At 37.1% G+C, this 16061-nt stretch carries 22 protein-coding genes; 17 read left to right on the forward strand and 5 right to left on the reverse strand.

Annotated elements, in window-relative coordinates; genetic code table 11:
• Positions 1-209: 209 nt before the first annotated feature.
• From NZD88_RS11355 to NZD88_RS11415, 13 genes are all read left to right on the forward strand, one after another.
• Entirely contained in the window at positions 210-974 is a 765-nt protein-coding gene (locus tag NZD88_RS11355) for an enoyl-CoA hydratase/isomerase family protein (RefSeq protein WP_169234793.1), read from the forward strand.
• Between the two features lie 277 nt (positions 975-1251).
• On the forward strand, positions 1252-1869 hold the full coding sequence (locus NZD88_RS11360) for a hypothetical protein (protein ID WP_259829242.1): 618 nt from the start codon (positions 1252-1254) through the stop codon (positions 1867-1869).
• A 19-nt stretch (positions 1870-1888) separates the two neighbouring features.
• Complete coding sequence (locus NZD88_RS11365) at positions 1889-2077, forward strand: hypothetical protein (protein WP_259829243.1); 189 nt, start codon at positions 1889-1891, stop codon at positions 2075-2077.
• On the forward strand, positions 2074-2364 hold the full coding sequence (locus NZD88_RS11370; protein ID WP_259829244.1) for a winged helix-turn-helix domain-containing protein: 291 nt from the start codon (positions 2074-2076) through the stop codon (positions 2362-2364). The genes NZD88_RS11365 and NZD88_RS11370 overlap by 4 nt, the downstream gene beginning before the upstream one ends.
• 66 nt (positions 2365-2430) lie before the next feature.
• Positions 2431-2721, forward strand: a complete 291-nt coding sequence (locus NZD88_RS11375; RefSeq protein ID WP_259829245.1) for a hypothetical protein — start codon at positions 2431-2433, stop codon at positions 2719-2721.
• Between the two features lie 31 nt (positions 2722-2752).
• Entirely contained in the window at positions 2753-3592 is an 840-nt protein-coding gene (locus NZD88_RS11380; RefSeq protein ID WP_259829246.1) for a metallophosphoesterase, read from the forward strand.
• Positions 3593-3603: 11 nt separating this feature from the next.
• Positions 3604-3903 carry a hypothetical protein gene (locus NZD88_RS11385; protein ID WP_259829247.1) on the forward strand — a complete coding sequence of 100 codons (300 nt, stop codon included), beginning with the start codon at positions 3604-3606 and terminating at the stop codon, positions 3901-3903.
• Entirely contained in the window at positions 3900-4199 is a 300-nt protein-coding gene (locus tag NZD88_RS11390) for a hypothetical protein (protein WP_259829248.1), read from the forward strand. The genes NZD88_RS11385 and NZD88_RS11390 overlap by 4 nt, the downstream gene beginning before the upstream one ends.
• 6 nt (positions 4200-4205) lie before the next feature.
• Positions 4206-4691 (forward strand): ubiquinone biosynthesis protein COQ4, encoded by a 486-nt coding sequence (locus tag NZD88_RS11395; RefSeq protein WP_259829249.1) that lies wholly within the window; start codon positions 4206-4208, stop codon positions 4689-4691.
• 9 nt (positions 4692-4700) lie between these two features.
• Entirely contained in the window at positions 4701-4997 is a 297-nt protein-coding gene (locus NZD88_RS11400) for a hypothetical protein (RefSeq protein ID WP_259829250.1), read from the forward strand.
• Between the two features lie 108 nt (positions 4998-5105).
• Positions 5106-6479 carry a DUF4153 domain-containing protein gene (locus NZD88_RS11405; protein ID WP_259829251.1) on the forward strand — a complete coding sequence of 458 codons (1374 nt, stop codon included), beginning with the start codon at positions 5106-5108 and terminating at the stop codon, positions 6477-6479.
• A 5-nt stretch (positions 6480-6484) separates the two neighbouring features.
• A complete protein-coding gene (locus NZD88_RS11410; protein ID WP_259829252.1) occupies positions 6485-7024 on the forward strand; it encodes a hypothetical protein in 540 nt (179 codons plus the stop codon).
• Positions 7025-7077: 53 nt separating this feature from the next.
• A complete protein-coding gene (locus NZD88_RS11415; RefSeq protein WP_259829253.1) occupies positions 7078-7590 on the forward strand; it encodes a hypothetical protein in 513 nt (170 codons plus the stop codon).
• A 90-nt stretch (positions 7591-7680) separates the two neighbouring features.
• Here the strand turns inward: NZD88_RS11415 and NZD88_RS11420 are convergent, their stop codons facing one another.
• The 5 genes from NZD88_RS11420 to NZD88_RS11440 all read right to left on the reverse strand — a co-directional run bounded on the left by NZD88_RS11420 (position 7681) and on the right by NZD88_RS11440 (position 11786).
• Positions 7681-8073, reverse strand: coding sequence for an ACT domain-containing protein (locus tag NZD88_RS11420; protein WP_259829254.1), 393 nt, complete (start codon positions 8071-8073; stop codon positions 7681-7683).
• 121 nt (positions 8074-8194) lie between these two features.
• Positions 8195-9850 (reverse strand): S8 family peptidase, encoded by a 1656-nt coding sequence (locus NZD88_RS11425; RefSeq protein ID WP_259829255.1) that lies wholly within the window; start codon positions 9848-9850, stop codon positions 8195-8197.
• A gap of 437 nt (positions 9851-10287) precedes the next feature.
• Complete coding sequence (locus NZD88_RS11430) at positions 10288-10866, reverse strand: hypothetical protein (protein WP_259829256.1); 579 nt, start codon at positions 10864-10866, stop codon at positions 10288-10290.
• A gap of 13 nt (positions 10867-10879) precedes the next feature.
• Positions 10880-11329: a D-aminoacyl-tRNA deacylase gene (gene dtd / locus NZD88_RS11435; RefSeq protein WP_259829257.1), complete on the reverse strand. Its 450-nt coding sequence runs from the start codon at positions 11327-11329 to the stop codon at positions 10880-10882.
• Between the two features lies 1 nt (position 11330).
• A complete protein-coding gene (locus tag NZD88_RS11440) occupies positions 11331-11786 on the reverse strand; it encodes a Rieske (2Fe-2S) protein (RefSeq protein ID WP_259829258.1) in 456 nt (151 codons plus the stop codon).
• A gap of 109 nt (positions 11787-11895) precedes the next feature.
• On the opposite strand from NZD88_RS11440, the gene greA reads away from it, so the two are divergent.
• The 4 genes from greA to NZD88_RS11460 all read left to right on the forward strand — a co-directional run bounded on the left by greA (position 11896) and on the right by NZD88_RS11460 (position 16059).
• Positions 11896-12366, forward strand: coding sequence for a transcription elongation factor GreA (gene greA / locus NZD88_RS11445; protein WP_169234777.1), 471 nt, complete (start codon positions 11896-11898; stop codon positions 12364-12366).
• Positions 12367-12402: 36 nt separating this feature from the next.
• Entirely contained in the window at positions 12403-12792 is a 390-nt protein-coding gene (locus NZD88_RS11450; protein ID WP_259829259.1) for an HIT family protein, read from the forward strand.
• 60 nt (positions 12793-12852) lie between these two features.
• Positions 12853-14043: an ATP-dependent Clp protease ATP-binding subunit ClpX gene (gene clpX / locus NZD88_RS11455; protein WP_259829260.1), complete on the forward strand. Its 1191-nt coding sequence runs from the start codon at positions 12853-12855 to the stop codon at positions 14041-14043.
• A 75-nt stretch (positions 14044-14118) separates the two neighbouring features.
• Positions 14119-16059: a T9SS type A sorting domain-containing protein gene (locus NZD88_RS11460; RefSeq protein WP_259829261.1), complete on the forward strand. Its 1941-nt coding sequence runs from the start codon at positions 14119-14121 to the stop codon at positions 16057-16059.
• Positions 16060-16061: the final 2 nt, after the last annotated feature.

Below are 16061 nucleotides of genomic sequence, written 5' to 3' on the forward strand. Positions count from 1 at the left end.
TTAAAAGGCGTTACTAGAGTAGAAAATACCAAATTGGAGAGTCCGTATTTATACGTAATGGGGTTATTTCTATCACTGATCTATAAAGGTTTTATATGGCGAAAAACAGACGCAGGTTAGGCGTACAGTTTAATCTGTAATTTATCTCTCATAATTTTCTTCGGAAGAGCGGTATTTAGTATTTTTGTAAGAATCCAATTAAAATAAAAATGAACGAATTCGTAGCCTCAGAAATTAAAAACAATATCGCCGAAATTACTTTCGGAACACCGAAGAGCAACTCACTTCCGGGTGCCATTTTAGAAAAGCTTGCTCAAACCATCCTGGAAGAAGGAGCTAAAGAGGAAGTGAAAGCGATCCTGGTAAAAAGTGAAGGCGAAAAAGCGTTCTGTGCAGGAGCAAGTTTTGATGAGCTTTTGGCCATTGAAGAATTAGAAGCTTCCACAAAGTTTTTCGGAGGTTTTGCCAAAGTTCTGAATGCCATGAGAAACTGCGGAAAAATAGTCGTTGTAAGAGTTCAGGGAAAAACAACCGGTGGAGGTGTAGGAATTGCCTGCGGGGCAGATTACTGTTTTGCCACTAAAGATTCAGCACTGGCGCTTACTGAGATCAATTTAGGAATCGGGCCATTCGTGATCGGGCCATACGTAGAAAGAAAGATCGGAAAATCACAGTTCTCTGCCATGGCGATTGATGCTGACTTCAGATCGGCAGAATGGGCAGAACAGCACAATGTCTATCATTCCGTATCTGAAAACATTGCAGAGATGGATTCCAAACTAGACCAATTTATGCAGACACTGGCTTCCAGAAGCAGTGACGCTTTAGCTTTAATTAAAAAAGTATCCTGGGAAGGAACAGATCATTTCAATGAACTGATGCCTGCGAGAATCCACATGAGCGCAAGTTTGATTCTTGAAGACTCTGCAAAGAAAAATATTGAATCTATTAAAGAAAGACTGAGAGCAAAATAATTTTTTGTTGATCATGATGATACAGCCGCTGATCATTTCAGCGGTTTTTTTGTGATGGTCCGTTCAAAATTCACGAATGGAAAGAACGATTAAAATATCTGCCATAGTAAGTTCCTTAAATGTCCGGATAATTCTTTTAGATGAATACCAGTCCAACTCTGTTTTCCTAAAATTAGGGATTGCATGAATTCGATGGTAAAAAAATAAGTGTAAAATTTTTAAAAATAAATTGGCAGATTCAAAATAAATTATAACTTTGTAATTCAAAGTTCTTTTTATGGATTCAAAAAACTATCACGAAGACTTATCTCATATCCGTTCCATGATGGAGCGGTCTTCCAGATTCATTTCATTGAGTGGACTGTCTGGGGTTGTTGCCGGCCTTGCAGCATTAATAGGTGCAGGATATGTGTATTTTGTTTTTAAAAGAGAAGGAATTGATTATTTTGATGGCGCCAGGAATATTTTCAGTCCGGCATTGGTGAAAGAACTGGTCCTTATTGGAACTGTTATTTTATTAACGGCAATTCTTAGTGGTTATATTTTCACAGCCAACAAAAGCAAAAAGAAAGGACAAAAGATTTGGGATGCGACAACGAAGCGTCTGCTGTTAACTTTTGCTGTTCCTTTGGTAACAGGCGGGATATTTTGCCTCGCCCTTCTTTTTCATCACCTTTTTGTATGGGTGGCTCCGGCTACGCTTATCTTTTACGGAATTGCGTTAGTCAGTGCAGAAAGATATACGTTGACAGATATCAGATATCTTGGATACTGCCAGATCATACTAGGATTGATTTCTCTGTTCTTTCTAGGCTGGGGGCTCCTATTCTGGACTATCGGTTTTGGAATTTTACATATTGTGTATGGATTGATCATGCATAAAAAATATAAATAAAAATTGTCCTTGTCCGGAAATGAAAAAGCTTGTCATCTTGTTAATCCTTATTTTTGCAGCAGTTTTCGGAAGAAGCTTTTTGTTTAACATGTTTTTCAGGTATGAAATTATAAAGGAAAGGGGAATTCTCTACCATAATAAAGAAACAATAGCCGTAGATCCGGCACTATACGATTATTTCCGTATAGATAAGATAACATTAAAATGATTAAAATCAGCCAACTCAATAAAGAATTCGAAAGCCGTGTAAGATTGGGCATCATGTCCGTTCTAATGGTCAACGACTGGGTTGATTTTTCTGAAATGAAAGGACTTTTAGAAATTACAGATGGTAATCTTGCCAGCCATAGCAATGCCTTGGAAAAGGCAACGTATATTGAAGTGAAAAAAGAATTTGTAGGCAAAAAACCTAAAACTTCATATCGTGTGACGCAAAACGGAAGACAGGCTTTTAATGACCATTTGGATGCTCTTGAAAAATTATTGGGAAGATAAACTCTATATTTTTTTGAAAATTAACTTTGAAATACAAAGTACTTTATAATATTAAAATTAAATAAAATGATGATACAAAAACAAAAAACACTCACGATTTATGCTCTTCCGTTAGTTCTGCTGTGTATTCCATTGGTAGGGAATATAATTTCTAAGGAGGTCAATTGGTCAGCTACAGATTTTCTGATCGCAGGAGTTTTACTCTTTAGCACTACATTCCTCATCAATTTAGTGAGACACAAAATTAAAAAACAAAGCCATAGAATCCTGATCTGCGTTTTCGTATTGATCGTTTTGGCCTTGATCTGGGCCGAGTTGGCGGTAGGGATTTTCGGAAGTCCATTCGCAGGAAATTAAACGAAGATTTTAAATCATACAGGTTTCAGTGATGACAAGAAAAAATTTCATTAAAAGATTGGCGCAGCTTTCTGTGATAGGAGCATTCCCCGCACTGTATTCCTGGCAGGTAGAACCTTTCTGGGTAGAATTTGTCCAAAGAAAACTTCCGGTTAAAAATCTCCCGGAAACATTAGAGGGAAAGACACTGATGCAGATATCAGACCTGCATGTTGGCGATCGTTTCGACTGGAATTTCCTAATTGATTCTTTTCAAAAAGCACAGCAATTTAATCCGGATTTTGTAGTCTACACCGGAGATTTTGTGAATCATGGAACCATACAGGAGCTGGAAGATTTAAAGAAAGTAATGAAACATGCAGTCCATGGAAAGCTGGCGACATTTGGAATCCTCGGAAATCATGACTACGGGAAAAACTGGGATGATACAGAATGCTCAGAAAATATCTGCCATATTCTTCAGGATTTTGGAATCCATATGCTTAAAAATAGCAGTGAAGAAAGCCAGGGACTGAATTTTATAGGATTTGAAGATCTGTGGTCACCTAATTTTTATCCAACACAAGTGATGAAAAATTACCATCCTTCAAAAGCCAATATAGTCCTCTGTCATAATCCGGACGCCTGCGACAGAGATATATGGAACGGATATCAAGGTTGGATCTTAAGCGGCCATACGCACGGAGGACAATGCAGAATTCCGGGGATCATTACCCCGATCCTTCCTGTTGAAAATAAAAAATATGTATCAGGGGAAATAGATCTTCAGGATGGAAGAATGTTGTACATCAACCGGGCTATTGGCCATTCTTTCCAGATAAGGTTTATGGTGCGTCCCGAAATTACCGTCTTTACTTTAACTCAAGCTTAATAATATTATGTATGAAAGATCATGAAATTATAAACATTGGAAAATATATTTTCGGATTGTGCTTTGCGCTGGGAAATATCTGCCTTTTCGGTTATCTGATCACAAAGATTGATGACTTTGCTTACTACGGTTTTCTTCTGCTTGTCTTCGGAACAGCTTTAAACATGTTTGTCGCATTGGGACTATTGATTTATGGAATTGTTCATGAGTCAAAGTCTGATGTCTGCCTCAAAGCTATCGGTATACTCATGATCAACATCCCAATCGCAATTCTTTATGCTGCAATAGGACTTAATCTAAACGGGCTATGAAAGATCATAAAATTGTAAACATTGGAAAATACATTTTTGGATTGTGTTTTCTACTTGGGAATATTTTCTTCTCAGGATATTTCATCACTGAAAGCGGTTGGTTTGTAGAATGGGGAATTTTTTTTCTTTTTTATGGGATAATGGCTAATCTGCTGGCGGTTATCGGTCTTCTTCTGTACGGTTTTGCCTCAAAGCTGAAAATGAATGCCTGTTTAAAAGCAATTGGCCTCATTATGTTCAATATCCCAATCGGTTTCCTTTATGTGATGCTAGGCATTAATCTAATATTTAAATAATACATTATGAAAAAAGTACGTGTTCAATTTCTGCTTTTTGTCTACGATAAAACCCAGAAACTCTACAGAAAATATTTTAAAAAGAAAAAAAGACAATGGCAGTTCAATCAAGAACAGCTGCTGCAATTCCAGGAAGATTCCCTGGGAAGGAAACTGGGCGAATTTTATAAAAAACACGGATTTTCTATGATCCCCAAAATGGAAGACCATGACGTTCATCATCTGATCACCGGATGCGGGACCCAGTTTGAAGACGAAATCGCTATGCAATACCTTCTCCTGGGAAACGGTAAGCTTAATGCCCATCTCCTGGCAGCAGTCGTATTGGGAACATTGATTCTTCCTGAATATCTGAAATTATATATAAACGCATACAGAAAAGGGCAGAGCATGCGGCCTTTCTATCACTGGGATTTTGAAAGCTTACTGTGGCAGAATTTCGACCACCTGAAAGACTATATCCAGCAGAAAGAACCGGCAGTACTCTATTAACGAAGAATCATGAAGGAAATAAAATACAGTACACTCGGCCGGAACACTTTTCTGACCTCGTTTCTATCAGGGACTTTGCTGTTAATATTGTATCTGATAACAAAAGCAGACTTTCTACTGATATTAGGGTTTTATTTTGTGATCATCACTGCGGTAGTGAATATGCTTGTTTTGCTCTATGAACTTTTAGAATTCCTTACAGATATTTCTGATAAGAAATCCTCCGGAAATTCTGTATTGCTGCTCCTGGTCAATATTCCCATCACAATGCTCTACATGTTTATCATTCTTAATTCCAATCCATAAATTTTTCAATTCCGGGATCATTAAATCAAAAATAACACATTACCATAAACCATTAAGATCCTCTAAATTTTTAAATGCTTCAATTTTTAAACCTTAAACCTTTCCATCATGAAAACACATCATCATATATTCCTTACAGCCGCTTTGTTCGTCATTCTATTCTATGATCAGGATATTGGAATGAATCTCGGTATCTTGGGTATCGTCTACGCATTGCTGACTTTGTTCAAAACACCCGAAAGAAACAGAACAAGAATCTTCCTGATACTTTTCGTTACAAGTATCCTGTCAAGTCTTGCTTTTATCTGGTACAGAGATTTTCCTTCCTTACTGGCGGTTGTAAGTTCCATTCTTTTACTGGGCTACCGCTCAAGAAACAGGAAACTGAAAATACTTTTCCTGGTCCCAGTTTTTATCATCAACAGTTTTACCTCCCTTTTCAGGTTCTTCAGTTTTGATGAATGGCTGCCTAAAAAAAATATTTCCGGCGTTTGGCAGAAAACATTGGCATTCATCGTTATTCCGCTCGTTTTTATCTCTATATTTTTTGGGATCTATTCTGCGGGGAGTGATCACTTTGCATCGCTTTTCAGGGATTATGAGCTGGATATTAATGTGTGGCAGCTATTGGCGCTTTCGGTTCTGGGCTTTTTTATCGCATTCAATTACTGGAACTATGCCGTGGAACGATTCATTTACAAAAAGAATCATTTGCTGGATGATGACTTTCTGGACTCATCTAAAATCCAGAAGGCAACCTATTCTTTCCTTGATCTTGATGCAGAAAGGATAAGTGGCGTTATTTCTTTCTTCTGCCTGAATATTTTATTGATATTTTTTATTATCACCTATAATTACGAACAGTTCTATGAAGTGTCAAAAACTCCGGTTCAGCTTTCCGAAGAAACCCATGAAAGAGTGAATGCTGTGATCATGTCCATTGTGATGGCCGTATTGGTGATTATGTTTTATTTTAAATCAGGATTCAACTTTGATCCTAAAGCAAAGCTGATGAAAATGCTGGCCAGAATCTGGATCATCCTGAATGCCATTCTTGTCCTTTCTGCAGCAGTAAAAAACTACGAATATATTGTCAGTTACGGATTTACTTACAAAAGGCTTGGGGTGTTTGCTTTTCTCTTGTTGGCTCTGATTGGGCTGGCTCTTACTTTCATTAAAATTCAAAGGAAAAAAAGAAATGCATTCCTGTTCAATGCGGTGCCCTGGTATTTTTATGGAACAATTTTGGCTTGCAGTTATGTCAACTGGGGCGGAATTATTACTTCCCAGAATATGAAACGTAAAGATTTTGCCGTGAACTATCACCTTGAGCAAATCAATTTCAGTGAAAGAGGGCTGCTGAAGTATGCAGATGAAAAAAATGATTCGCAGCTTAAAAAGAAAGTACTTGAAAAAGTTAAAGGAGAAAAAGGCAAGTCTTTCCTTTCAAAAATCCTTTACTATGAAACATTAAAAGATTAATTATTATGAAAAAATCCTTATTGTTAATTCCATTGATTATTATTTCGTGTAAAAAAGAAGCGAACATATCAGATACTCCGAATATGGACTCTGCTGTGGTCACAGAAATGCCGGATGCATCTGCAAAAGCAGATTCCGCTGAACTTAGAAAGAAAGACTCAATCATTAACAATGCTCCCGTTACCAAAGAAGTACTGCGAAAAGGGGTGATGAGAAGCGAGAAAGAAGGCCAGATCATAAGAACGGCAGATGCGTCTCAGCTTCCTTTCACACTGGGAGAAGAATTCACAAAAGATGGTCAGGAACTCGTTTTAAAACTGACCCATTATGACAAACCTACTATTAAAGCTAAGATTTCAACGAATGAAAAAGACTTTAATATAAGATTCAATCAGATCAAACTTCCCAACGGAGATTACGACGGTCCTTTCAGTAGAGAAATCACTTACGAGACCAAAGGAAAAGGTGAAGTATGGCTGATTATCGGGAAAAGTAACATGGCTTCCGGTAATACAATAGGAAGTTTTAATGTAAGTGTAGAATAAGTTTTGCCTATTTGGTATAGTTTCTGCAAACTCATTACTAAAGTTTTAAAATTATGAAAAATATATTTCTAATGACCGCGGCAGTTTCAGCAGTAGTAGTAAGCTGTGGAACAGTACAGTCGCTGGTTCAGAATACATTTCCGTATACGGCCAATGTTTTGGTATCCACGGGAGTGCCGGCAGATAAAGAAGTTTCTTCCACCTCTACAGCTACAAATGTGCAGACATGGTTTGGAGGAAATAATAACGCAAAGATTAAGGATGTAAGAATTTCAGATGCTAAAATTTCTGTAGTTTCTCCTTCAGGTGGAAATCTTAGTGCTGTAAAATCCGTGAAAGTTTATGTTTCATCTGGTGGAACAGGAGAGAAGTTGGTAGCATCACGTTCCAATATAACAACGGACTCTTCCAGCTTAAATCTGGATCTGAATGATACAGGATATTTAGATGAGGTAGTGAAAAGTTCAGGGCTTACGGTAAGAACTGTGTATGAACTGAAAAATCAGACCACTTCAGATATGAATCTTAAAATAGCTCTTAATTTCAGCAGTATTCCTGCGAAATAATTTTTGTACCTATTAAAATAATAGAGACTGTCTGAAAAGGCAGTCTCTTGTTTTTGTCGGTTTTAAAAGCATTTTTTATACAACAAGTATTTATTCTGATAATTTTGTTAACACGTCGATGGCTTTTTCAGTATCTTTTTTATTCACAAAAATATGATCATGATAATAAGCGGCTACCACATTACAGCTGATTCCATTCTCAGAAAGAGCTTTGGAAAAAGCAGCCGTTAATCCTACAGCTTCCAGTGAAGAGTGTATGGTTAGCGTTATCCACGACATGATGACGGAATACTCCAGATGTAGTCTGTCTGCGATTTCCTTTTTTAGAATAACGGTGAATCCTTCATCTTCTCTGAAGAACATTTCAATATTCGTTAAATCAAAATTTTCGGCATTTTTCATTGTACAAAAGACATAATCACCAGCATTATGCTTTGGCTTCATACTTTTTAAAAGCTTATCTAAATCCTTTTCCCCGTTCATTTTTTATTTACATTAAAAAGAAAGCAAGATACAGCTATTTTCGCGTTTCTTAATGAAAATGAGGCGGCCTTATTTTAGGCCGCCTCATTACTTTTCTTAAATATATCTGAGTGTATTTATATTATAATTTGGTGAATTTTTCAACCACTCTTCTTGGTCCTTCAGTGATATTAATGATATATTGGCCTACCGGAAGATTTGAAGTATTGATCTTTTCATCAGGAGAAACAGAACCTTTTGCCACTATTCGTCCATGCATATTGATAATTTCGAAATCAAGATTTTTAGCATCATTGCTGTGAATCGCAATAGAGCTGGTAGCAGGATTAGGATAGATCTTAATTTCTAAAGGAGCCTTAATTTTGGTTTTGGCTACAAAACTACCTTCCAGTTGTAATATGGCATTTTTTACATTAGGGAAAGGTCCTATTTTTTGATTGACAACAGTACCACCCTGAGGAATTCCTGTAGAGATCAATAAGTTTTTCATCGCCGCAGGAGTCAGATACTGACCTGTATTCTGGTAGTAATAAGACTGAATCAATGTCGCTGCAGAAGCTACCACAGGAGTTGCAGAACTTGTTCCGCTAAAATAATTATAGGTTCTGTTATTGTCGTTGTCATACTTTTGATACGAGCCGTATCCAGCTGCCAGAACATTGCTTCCCCAGCCCTGTACATCCACTCTGTTTCCGAATGTACTGAAACTCAGTTTGGAATGGGTCGTATTGGGAGAGCCAGCACCTACAATAATAGCTCCGCTGTTTCCTCTTGCATTATAGGCTGCATAAAAAGGGTCATCAAGATTTTGATTTCCGTTTCCTGCTGCTGCAATAATGATAATTCCGGAGTCGGTTGCCGCTTTGGTTAAATCCCAGATCACACTGTCGTATTCAGCAGGACAATACTGGCCGTCTTTTCCACCCGTCTGCATTTCATATAAAATAATATCACCGGCCTGCGACGCATTGATCGATCTGCTTACCGCGGAAGCCCTGTTATACCCAACAGTGGTCCATTCCATGTAGCCTTTTATCTGTGAAGCACTGTAAGCAGCCCCGGAAAGTCCGACGTTATCTTTTACGGAACCTAAAATACTCACCACAGCCGTCCCGTGATCACGGTAATTATTGCCCGATAAACCTGAATTTGGAGTATATCCCGGCTCCAGTTGTATAGAATTTTGATTGGCTAGCATTTCGTGCGTTTTGTAAAAACCATATTCTACATCACGGATTCTGATATTTTGCCCTGTAATTCCTCTTGACCATGCATATTTGGCATTGATCCCAGGATTGTCGTTGAGGTAGGTTTGAAGACTTTCCAGATCAGGAGTAGCCACAAATGCTTTGACAAATGGAGGTTCGATTGGAACACTGCTCATGACAGAGACATATTCTACTTCGGGAAATTTTTCAAGAGTACGGGCCAGTCTTTCAGCGGTCCCGTTGTCTTGCAAAGGAATATTTACTTTAAATATTCGTTTTAGTTTTTCAACAGACTCACCGGAATTACCGTTGGCTCTGCTGTCTTTGATCATTTCGTCTAGTTTTCGGTCACTAAAACCAAGATCATTGATAAAAGAAATCTCATGGATTTTAACAAACTCAGCCAATTCCGTATTTCGGCTGAGTGCTTCTTTTTCAGAAGTAATGTTTTTTGAAAAACATACATAAATGTTTGAATTAAGCTTATCATTTCTACCTGACGGATCCTGACCGAAAGAGAGGAAAAAGCTGAAAATAAATAATGTGAAAAGTCTAATTTCTGTTTTCATAATATCTTATTAAATGGTTGTAAATCAAATATATAATTTAAAACACGAAAAATATCAAATAAGAATAATAATAAATGAATTTTATTGCGAGATTATTTATTGTAAATGAAAATTAGTGAAAATATGAATAAAATTAATTTAAATCACGATTTTGTGAAATTAAATTTATGATGAAATATTCTCTATACTGTCTTTACGATACCCAAAATCATAATAAAGAAAAAAGAGAATATTGAAAATCTAAGATTGTTTAGTCACTATTTCATCTGAAGAAGGATTCTCCTGATATGGTGGTAATGAACTTATTATTGTTGGTCAGCTAGATAATAGAGATATTTTTTTCAGGGATCATGATGAGGTGGGATTTTAAAAGTCCTGATATCTGATATTAATTTAAAATACTGAAGCATAAATAGAGTTTTTTAAGCCTATGAAGTCTACAAATTATAAAGATCATCATTCTCCTTATGGTAAAATACTTTCCTGTAGCCTTGAATCAAATATTCAATACCGATGCTGTCCTTTGAGAGATTAACAAGTTTTGCTTTCTGAATAGGAGGATTCGGATCATGCTGATTTTCTAATGTATTTTTCAGAACCTGTTGATATGGTGTATCATAAAGCTGCTTTTCTATAAGACCTTCGTTTTTGTAGACCTGGATCTTGATTTTAGACAGGGCTCCAGGTCTTGTTCTTTCAATTCTGTAGGTGTTATCAAGCTGGATCTGCTGGAAATCGTCAGTCGTAGAAAAATAATAGACGATTCCAAAAAACGGGATCATCATAGGAATGATACTTAGGAGCACCAAAGTCACAAGCAATATACCATATATTTTGGCGGCTTTCTCTCTCCAGAACCCAATGACTGTCAATATAGTAGATAAAAGCCATAGGACATTGATTGCTTTATCAGTATAATATCCCGCAAAACTGTAGCGATTAAAACTTAGAACAATCCCGGTTATAAAAATAGCGGTTAATGCAATATACATACTGAACAGGATTTTGTTCTTCATTGTCCGCCTGTTTTCAATTTTTTGTGATGGAATCCATGACGATTGTTACCGGTCCGTCATTAATAAGAGAAACTTTCATATCTGCCCCGAAAATTCCGCTTTCGGTCTTTAATCCGGATTTGGCTATTTCTTCTTTGAAATAATCGAATAGAGGAATCGCTTTATCAGGCTTGGCAGCTTTGATGAAAGATGGGCGGTTGCCTTTTTTATAGTCAGCAATCAAGGTAAACTGGCTGATGCAAAGGATTCCTCCCGAAATATCCTTTACAGAAAGATTAAGTTTATTCTCTTCATCACCGAATATTCTTAAGTTTAAGATCTTCTGAACAAGCCAGTCTGCATCGGCTTTTTCATCATTCTCATCAATCCCTGTCAGCAGCATCAGTCCTTTTCCAATCTGCCCGACAATTTTTCCATCTACCTTTACGCTGGCCTCAGAAACTCTCTGTATAACGATCTTCATTTTAGTAATAAATATTTAAAGTTTTAGTGGCAGGATCATAATTATAAGGATATGTTTTAGGCGGAAGGGAAGTTTTGGCTCCCGTCTCCGGCTGACCTGTTCTCAGGATCCATCTGGTATTGTCTTTAGGACAAAAAACGCTGATGTTGTCTTTAACTTCAAGGGTTGTATTGGCATCAGGACAGATATGTGGGGCATTTCTGTCATAGGCTTTGAAGGTGTCTCCAGCACGTACGATGATCAGTCCTCTTGTTCCGGCCTGCTGTTCGTTTACATAAATCCAGCCTCCGTCATAGTTGAGATTGTTGTAAGCAGGAAGGTTCAGGTTTAAGGTTACATTAATAGGGTTGTCGGGAAAGCAGCTGACGGTATCTTCTCTGCTTCCACATGAGTTTATAGTTAAATTACTGAAAATCAGTAGGGTTAAAATAGAGACTATTGAAAAAGTTTTTTTCATTTCAATTTAAATTTTTATATATTTGTAAAAGTTAAACGATATAACACGTAATACATTGTCCGGCAAATGTCGGATTATTTTTTTATACCAAACCTAAATTTTGAAAATTATGGCAAGCTATGTAACAAAGGAGGGACAAGAGAAAATGAAAGCTGAGCTGGAACAGTTAGAAACTGTAGAAAGACCAAAAATTACCATGCAGATCGCAGAAGCAAGAGATAAAGGAGATTTATCTGAAAATGCTGAATATGATGCGGCTAAAGAGGCTCAAGGTATGCTTGAAATGAGAATTTCAAAGCTTAAAGATATTATTTCAACTTCCAAGATCATAGATGAAAGTCAATTAGATACTTCAAAGGTCTCCATCCTTACCACGGTAAGACTTAAAAACAATGCAACCAACCTGGAACAGGTATTTACATTGGTACCGGATAATGAGAGCGACCTTAAGACAGGAAGAATTTCTGTGAATACACCAATTGCAAAAGGATTACTTGGAAAAGTAATAGGTGAAACAGCGGATATTACACTGCCAAACGGAAACAAACTGTCTTTCGAAGTATTAGAAATTACTCTATAATCTAAGTAAGAAATCCGGAATTTAACTTCTAAAAATATGAGCAGTATATTCACAAAAATCATTAACGGCGAAATTCCCTCATACACCATTGCTGAGGATGATAATTTTATAGCATTCCTAGACGCAATGCCTTTGGTGAAAGGACATACACTTATCATTCCTAAAAAAGAAGTTGACCTGATCTTCGATCTGGAAAGCGAAGAATATAAAAACCTTTGGGGGTTTGCACAGCAGGTCGCTAAAAAAATCAAAAATGCAGTGTCTTGCGTAAGAGTAGGAGTAGCTGTAGTAGGACTTGAAGTTCCACATGCTCATATTCACCTTATTCCCTTAAACAAGGTGGAAGATATGAACTTCAAAAATGAAAGACTGAAATTAACAGACGAAGAATATAAAGAGATCCAACACTCAATTATTAATTCTTAAAAAGCATAAAATCGTAAAAAAGAAATTTTTTACGATTTTCTTTAACATATATAATATAGTATGAATTCAAACCAATGTTCATTCTGTGGCAGAAAAAGAAATGAAGTACAGATGCTTATTTCTGGGCAGAGCGGATTTATCTGTGAAAACTGCATAGAACAGGCACACGTTATTGTAAAAGACAGTGTTTCTAAAACAGGGTCTTCTTCTCCTGCAGAAAATATAGACGAACTTAAGAAACCGAAAGAAATCAAAGAATTTCTTAACCAATATGTTATTGGACAGGATCAGGCAAAAAAACAGCTTTCGATCGCGGTATACAATCATTATAAAAGACTTCTGCACGCTAAAGATGAAAACAGGGAAGTAGAGCTGGAAAAATCAAATATCATTATGATAGGTGAGACCGGTACAGGGAAAACTCTTCTGGCAAAAACCATTGCAAGAGAACTTAATGTTCCTTTCTGTATCGTAGATGCTACTATTCTGACAGAGGCAGGGTATGTAGGGGAGGATGTGGAAAGTATCCTTTCAAGACTTCTTATGGTGGCTGATTATGATGTGGAAAAAGCAGAGAGAGGAATTGTATTTATTGACGAAATCGATAAAATTGCAAGAAAATCAGATAACCCAAGTCTTACAAGAGACGTTTCTGGAGAAGGTGTACAGCAGGGACTACTGAAACTTCTGGAAGGAAGTATTGTCAATGTTCCGCCTCAGGGAGGAAGAAAACACCCGGACCAGAAATACATTCAGGTAAATACTCAGAATATCCTGTTTATTGCAGGAGGAGCTTTTGATGGAATCAAAGAGATCATCGAAAGAAGAATGAATAAACAGGCGATAGGATTCAGTTCTGAAAAGATCAATAAAACTGATGAAGAGGAATATATCCTGACCCATATTAATGCGATTGATCTTCGTACTTTTGGATTAATTCCTGAGCTTTTAGGCAGATTCCCGATCATTACTTACCTTGATAAACTGACTAAAGAGACCATGGTAAGAATCATGAAAGAACCTAAGAATTCAATCATCAATCAGTTTGTAGAACTGTTCAAAATGGACGGTGCCAATTTGGTTTTCACAGATGGTGCCATTGAAAAGATCGTAGAAGAAACTATTGAAAAGGGATTGGGCGCCAGAGGCTTAAGAGGAACAACGGAAAAAGTACTGGAGGACTATATGTTTTCAATAGGAGAAGAGAAAGAAATTATATTAACAGAAGATAATATTTTTGTTAATAAATAAATTTTTTTTTTTTCTACCAAAAAAAATCTTACCTTTGCGGGTGAAGATTGTATTAACACACAAATAATTTATACAATGAGAAAAAGTTTATTTGCTATAGGTCTTTTAGCAATTAGTTACTCTGTTCAGGCGCAGATACTATGTCATGTTGACACTAATGCTAATATGTATGTGAGCGAAGGCACCCTTGTTTATAGTGGTGGAGGTGTTCAGACAAGAGGTAATGGCCTTTTGGACGTGCACGGAAACGTCATGGTTGTAGGTGCAGCCGGAGATGCTTTTAAAACAATTGACACTGGCGGTGGAGATAAAACCGATGGTGGAAATATTATTTTAAGGCTTAATACTCCTACGGCTACCGACGACGTATCTACTTACGGACAGTTATATGTTGATGGTTTAAGCCAGGGACAGATTACTGGTGTCGTAAGTAAAGAATTCAGAACCAAGAAGCATGGTGATGGAAATTTTTATCAGCAGGTGGCAATGCCGTTCTCTGGTAAAGCTTTGAGTACATTATCCACTGAGCTTGGTAAAACATTCGGAACTGTAAGAAGAAGCCGAAACGAAATCTTAAAATGGAACAACACAGCAGCTGTTGCCGATTTTACGGATTTAACTGTTCCTACAAGTGATGGTACCGCATATTATATGCTGGGATCTGCCAATAATAATTTGGACACAAGTAGCGCGCTTCATACCATTAATGGTCGTCCTTATACTACATTAGCAAGCAGCACAACCCTTCAGAATGGAGGTAATGTTAGTTTCGGTGCAGGTGGGAATACGATCAATGGCTACAATGAAAGGTATAACACCTATTTACAGGATCAGTTCGAAGTTTCAATTACTCCTTGGGCCAACACATATGGTAAAAATATTTACCAGTTTGGAAACCCTTTCTTAACTAATCTTGACCTGTCAAGAATAGGTTACACAGAAGCAGGAGGTACCGGAGGAGTTAGTGACGGAAACAACATCTCTAATATATGGGGTGTGAGATATGATCCGGGTACAGTAACTGTAGGGTCTCAAGGAAATGCATACAGTTCAGGAGCATTAATTCAGACTTACACTACTCCAGGAGGAGTTCCTGTTGGAGATATTGGAATGATTATCAAACCAATGCAGACTTTCGTATTGAAGTTAAGAACTCCTGCTGCGCAGACTCTGAATTTTAATACCCTTAGAAGATTTAACCAAACCGTAAGAGCTGAAACAACTGACTACAGTGTTACTGCTGCAAAAAATGGCAGTAAAAGCATTGAAGGAACTGTAAAACAGCTTGGTGTAATTGGTTTAGACGCTAATGGAAACGAAATAGCAAGAACTTACTATGTAGTTTCGCCTAACTTTACTACAGGTCACCAGACTTCTATAGCGACTACTGTTCAGGCAACGTCTACTAGTGAAAACATGATCGGTACATTTGAAGAAGCTTTAAATGGAGGATATGACACGAATTATACAGGTCAATATTGGTTATATATCAACGAAGCCAATGAAAGTAACTTTGCAGGTAAAAATGTTAAACTTGTAAATTACAAGACGGATAAAGTAAAATCTTATAAATTTGAAATAAGAGAAAACGGACAGTTAGTTCCAGCAGGAACTCACCTACTTTCTGCAGGTATCGGCTTCTACTATAAAGCATCTAACGGTACTGTACAGCAAGCAAAACAGGGAGGGATTGCACCTAACGCTGTTTCATCTTATGATTTATATTACGGTGAACCAAGTAATGTGGTGTTAGCAACGAAAGATACAACTACACCTTCAAGAACAATGGTGGTATACAATCCAGAAATTACCAACTACATTGTTAGATTCGATCCAAACTGGAAAAAAGCAGATATTGAAGTTTATGATATGAGCGGTAAACTAGTCATCTCTAAAAAAGCAGTAGATGCATCTAGGGATTTTGTAATTGAGCTTAACGGCGCTATTAAAAATTCTTACGTTGTAAAAATTGTTTCTGATAAGGGAGAAACTGTTAACACTAAAATCTTAAAATAAAT

The sequence above is a fragment of the Chryseobacterium pyrolae genome (assembly GCF_025153485.1).
Taxonomy (GTDB): Bacteria; Bacteroidota; Bacteroidia; order Flavobacteriales; family Weeksellaceae; genus Chryseobacterium; species Chryseobacterium antibioticum.

Excerpts from the sequence above, each read along its gene's own strand:
- NZD88_RS11440 (WP_259829258.1), bottom strand. The coding sequence starts at position 11,786 with ATGAAAAAAACTTTTTCAATAGTCTCTATTTTAACCCTACTGATTTTC.
- NZD88_RS11360 (WP_259829242.1), top strand. The coding sequence starts at position 1,252 with ATGGATTCAAAAAACTATCACGAAGACTTATCTCATATCCGTTCCATG.
- NZD88_RS11415 (WP_259829253.1), top strand. The coding sequence starts at position 7,078 with ATGAAAAATATATTTCTAATGACCGCGGCAGTTTCAGCAGTAGTAGTA.
- NZD88_RS11420 (WP_259829254.1), bottom strand. The coding sequence starts at position 8,073 with ATGAACGGGGAAAAGGATTTAGATAAGCTTTTAAAAAGTATGAAGCCA.
- NZD88_RS11355 (WP_169234793.1), top strand. The coding sequence starts at position 210 with ATGAACGAATTCGTAGCCTCAGAAATTAAAAACAATATCGCCGAAATT.
- NZD88_RS11370 (WP_259829244.1), top strand. The coding sequence starts at position 2,074 with ATGATTAAAATCAGCCAACTCAATAAAGAATTCGAAAGCCGTGTAAGA.
- dtd (WP_259829257.1), bottom strand. The coding sequence starts at position 11,329 with ATGAAGATCGTTATACAGAGAGTTTCTGAGGCCAGCGTAAAGGTAGAT.
- NZD88_RS11375 (WP_259829245.1), top strand. The coding sequence starts at position 2,431 with ATGATGATACAAAAACAAAAAACACTCACGATTTATGCTCTTCCGTTA.
- NZD88_RS11390 (WP_259829248.1), top strand. The coding sequence starts at position 3,900 with ATGAAAGATCATAAAATTGTAAACATTGGAAAATACATTTTTGGATTG.
- clpX (WP_259829260.1), top strand. The coding sequence starts at position 12,853 with ATGAATTCAAACCAATGTTCATTCTGTGGCAGAAAAAGAAATGAAGTA.
- NZD88_RS11430 (WP_259829256.1), bottom strand. The coding sequence starts at position 10,866 with ATGAAGAACAAAATCCTGTTCAGTATGTATATTGCATTAACCGCTATT.
- NZD88_RS11450 (WP_259829259.1), top strand. The coding sequence starts at position 12,403 with ATGAGCAGTATATTCACAAAAATCATTAACGGCGAAATTCCCTCATAC.
- NZD88_RS11395 (WP_259829249.1), top strand. The coding sequence starts at position 4,206 with ATGAAAAAAGTACGTGTTCAATTTCTGCTTTTTGTCTACGATAAAACC.
- NZD88_RS11405 (WP_259829251.1), top strand. The coding sequence starts at position 5,106 with ATGAAAACACATCATCATATATTCCTTACAGCCGCTTTGTTCGTCATT.
- NZD88_RS11460 (WP_259829261.1), top strand. The coding sequence starts at position 14,119 with ATGAGAAAAAGTTTATTTGCTATAGGTCTTTTAGCAATTAGTTACTCT.
- greA (WP_169234777.1), top strand. The coding sequence starts at position 11,896 with ATGGCAAGCTATGTAACAAAGGAGGGACAAGAGAAAATGAAAGCTGAG.
- NZD88_RS11410 (WP_259829252.1), top strand. The coding sequence starts at position 6,485 with ATGAAAAAATCCTTATTGTTAATTCCATTGATTATTATTTCGTGTAAA.
- NZD88_RS11380 (WP_259829246.1), top strand. The coding sequence starts at position 2,753 with ATGACAAGAAAAAATTTCATTAAAAGATTGGCGCAGCTTTCTGTGATA.
- NZD88_RS11425 (WP_259829255.1), bottom strand. The coding sequence starts at position 9,850 with ATGAAAACAGAAATTAGACTTTTCACATTATTTATTTTCAGCTTTTTC.
- NZD88_RS11385 (WP_259829247.1), top strand. The coding sequence starts at position 3,604 with ATGAAAGATCATGAAATTATAAACATTGGAAAATATATTTTCGGATTG.
- NZD88_RS11400 (WP_259829250.1), top strand. The coding sequence starts at position 4,701 with ATGAAGGAAATAAAATACAGTACACTCGGCCGGAACACTTTTCTGACC.
- NZD88_RS11365 (WP_259829243.1), top strand. The coding sequence starts at position 1,889 with ATGAAAAAGCTTGTCATCTTGTTAATCCTTATTTTTGCAGCAGTTTTC.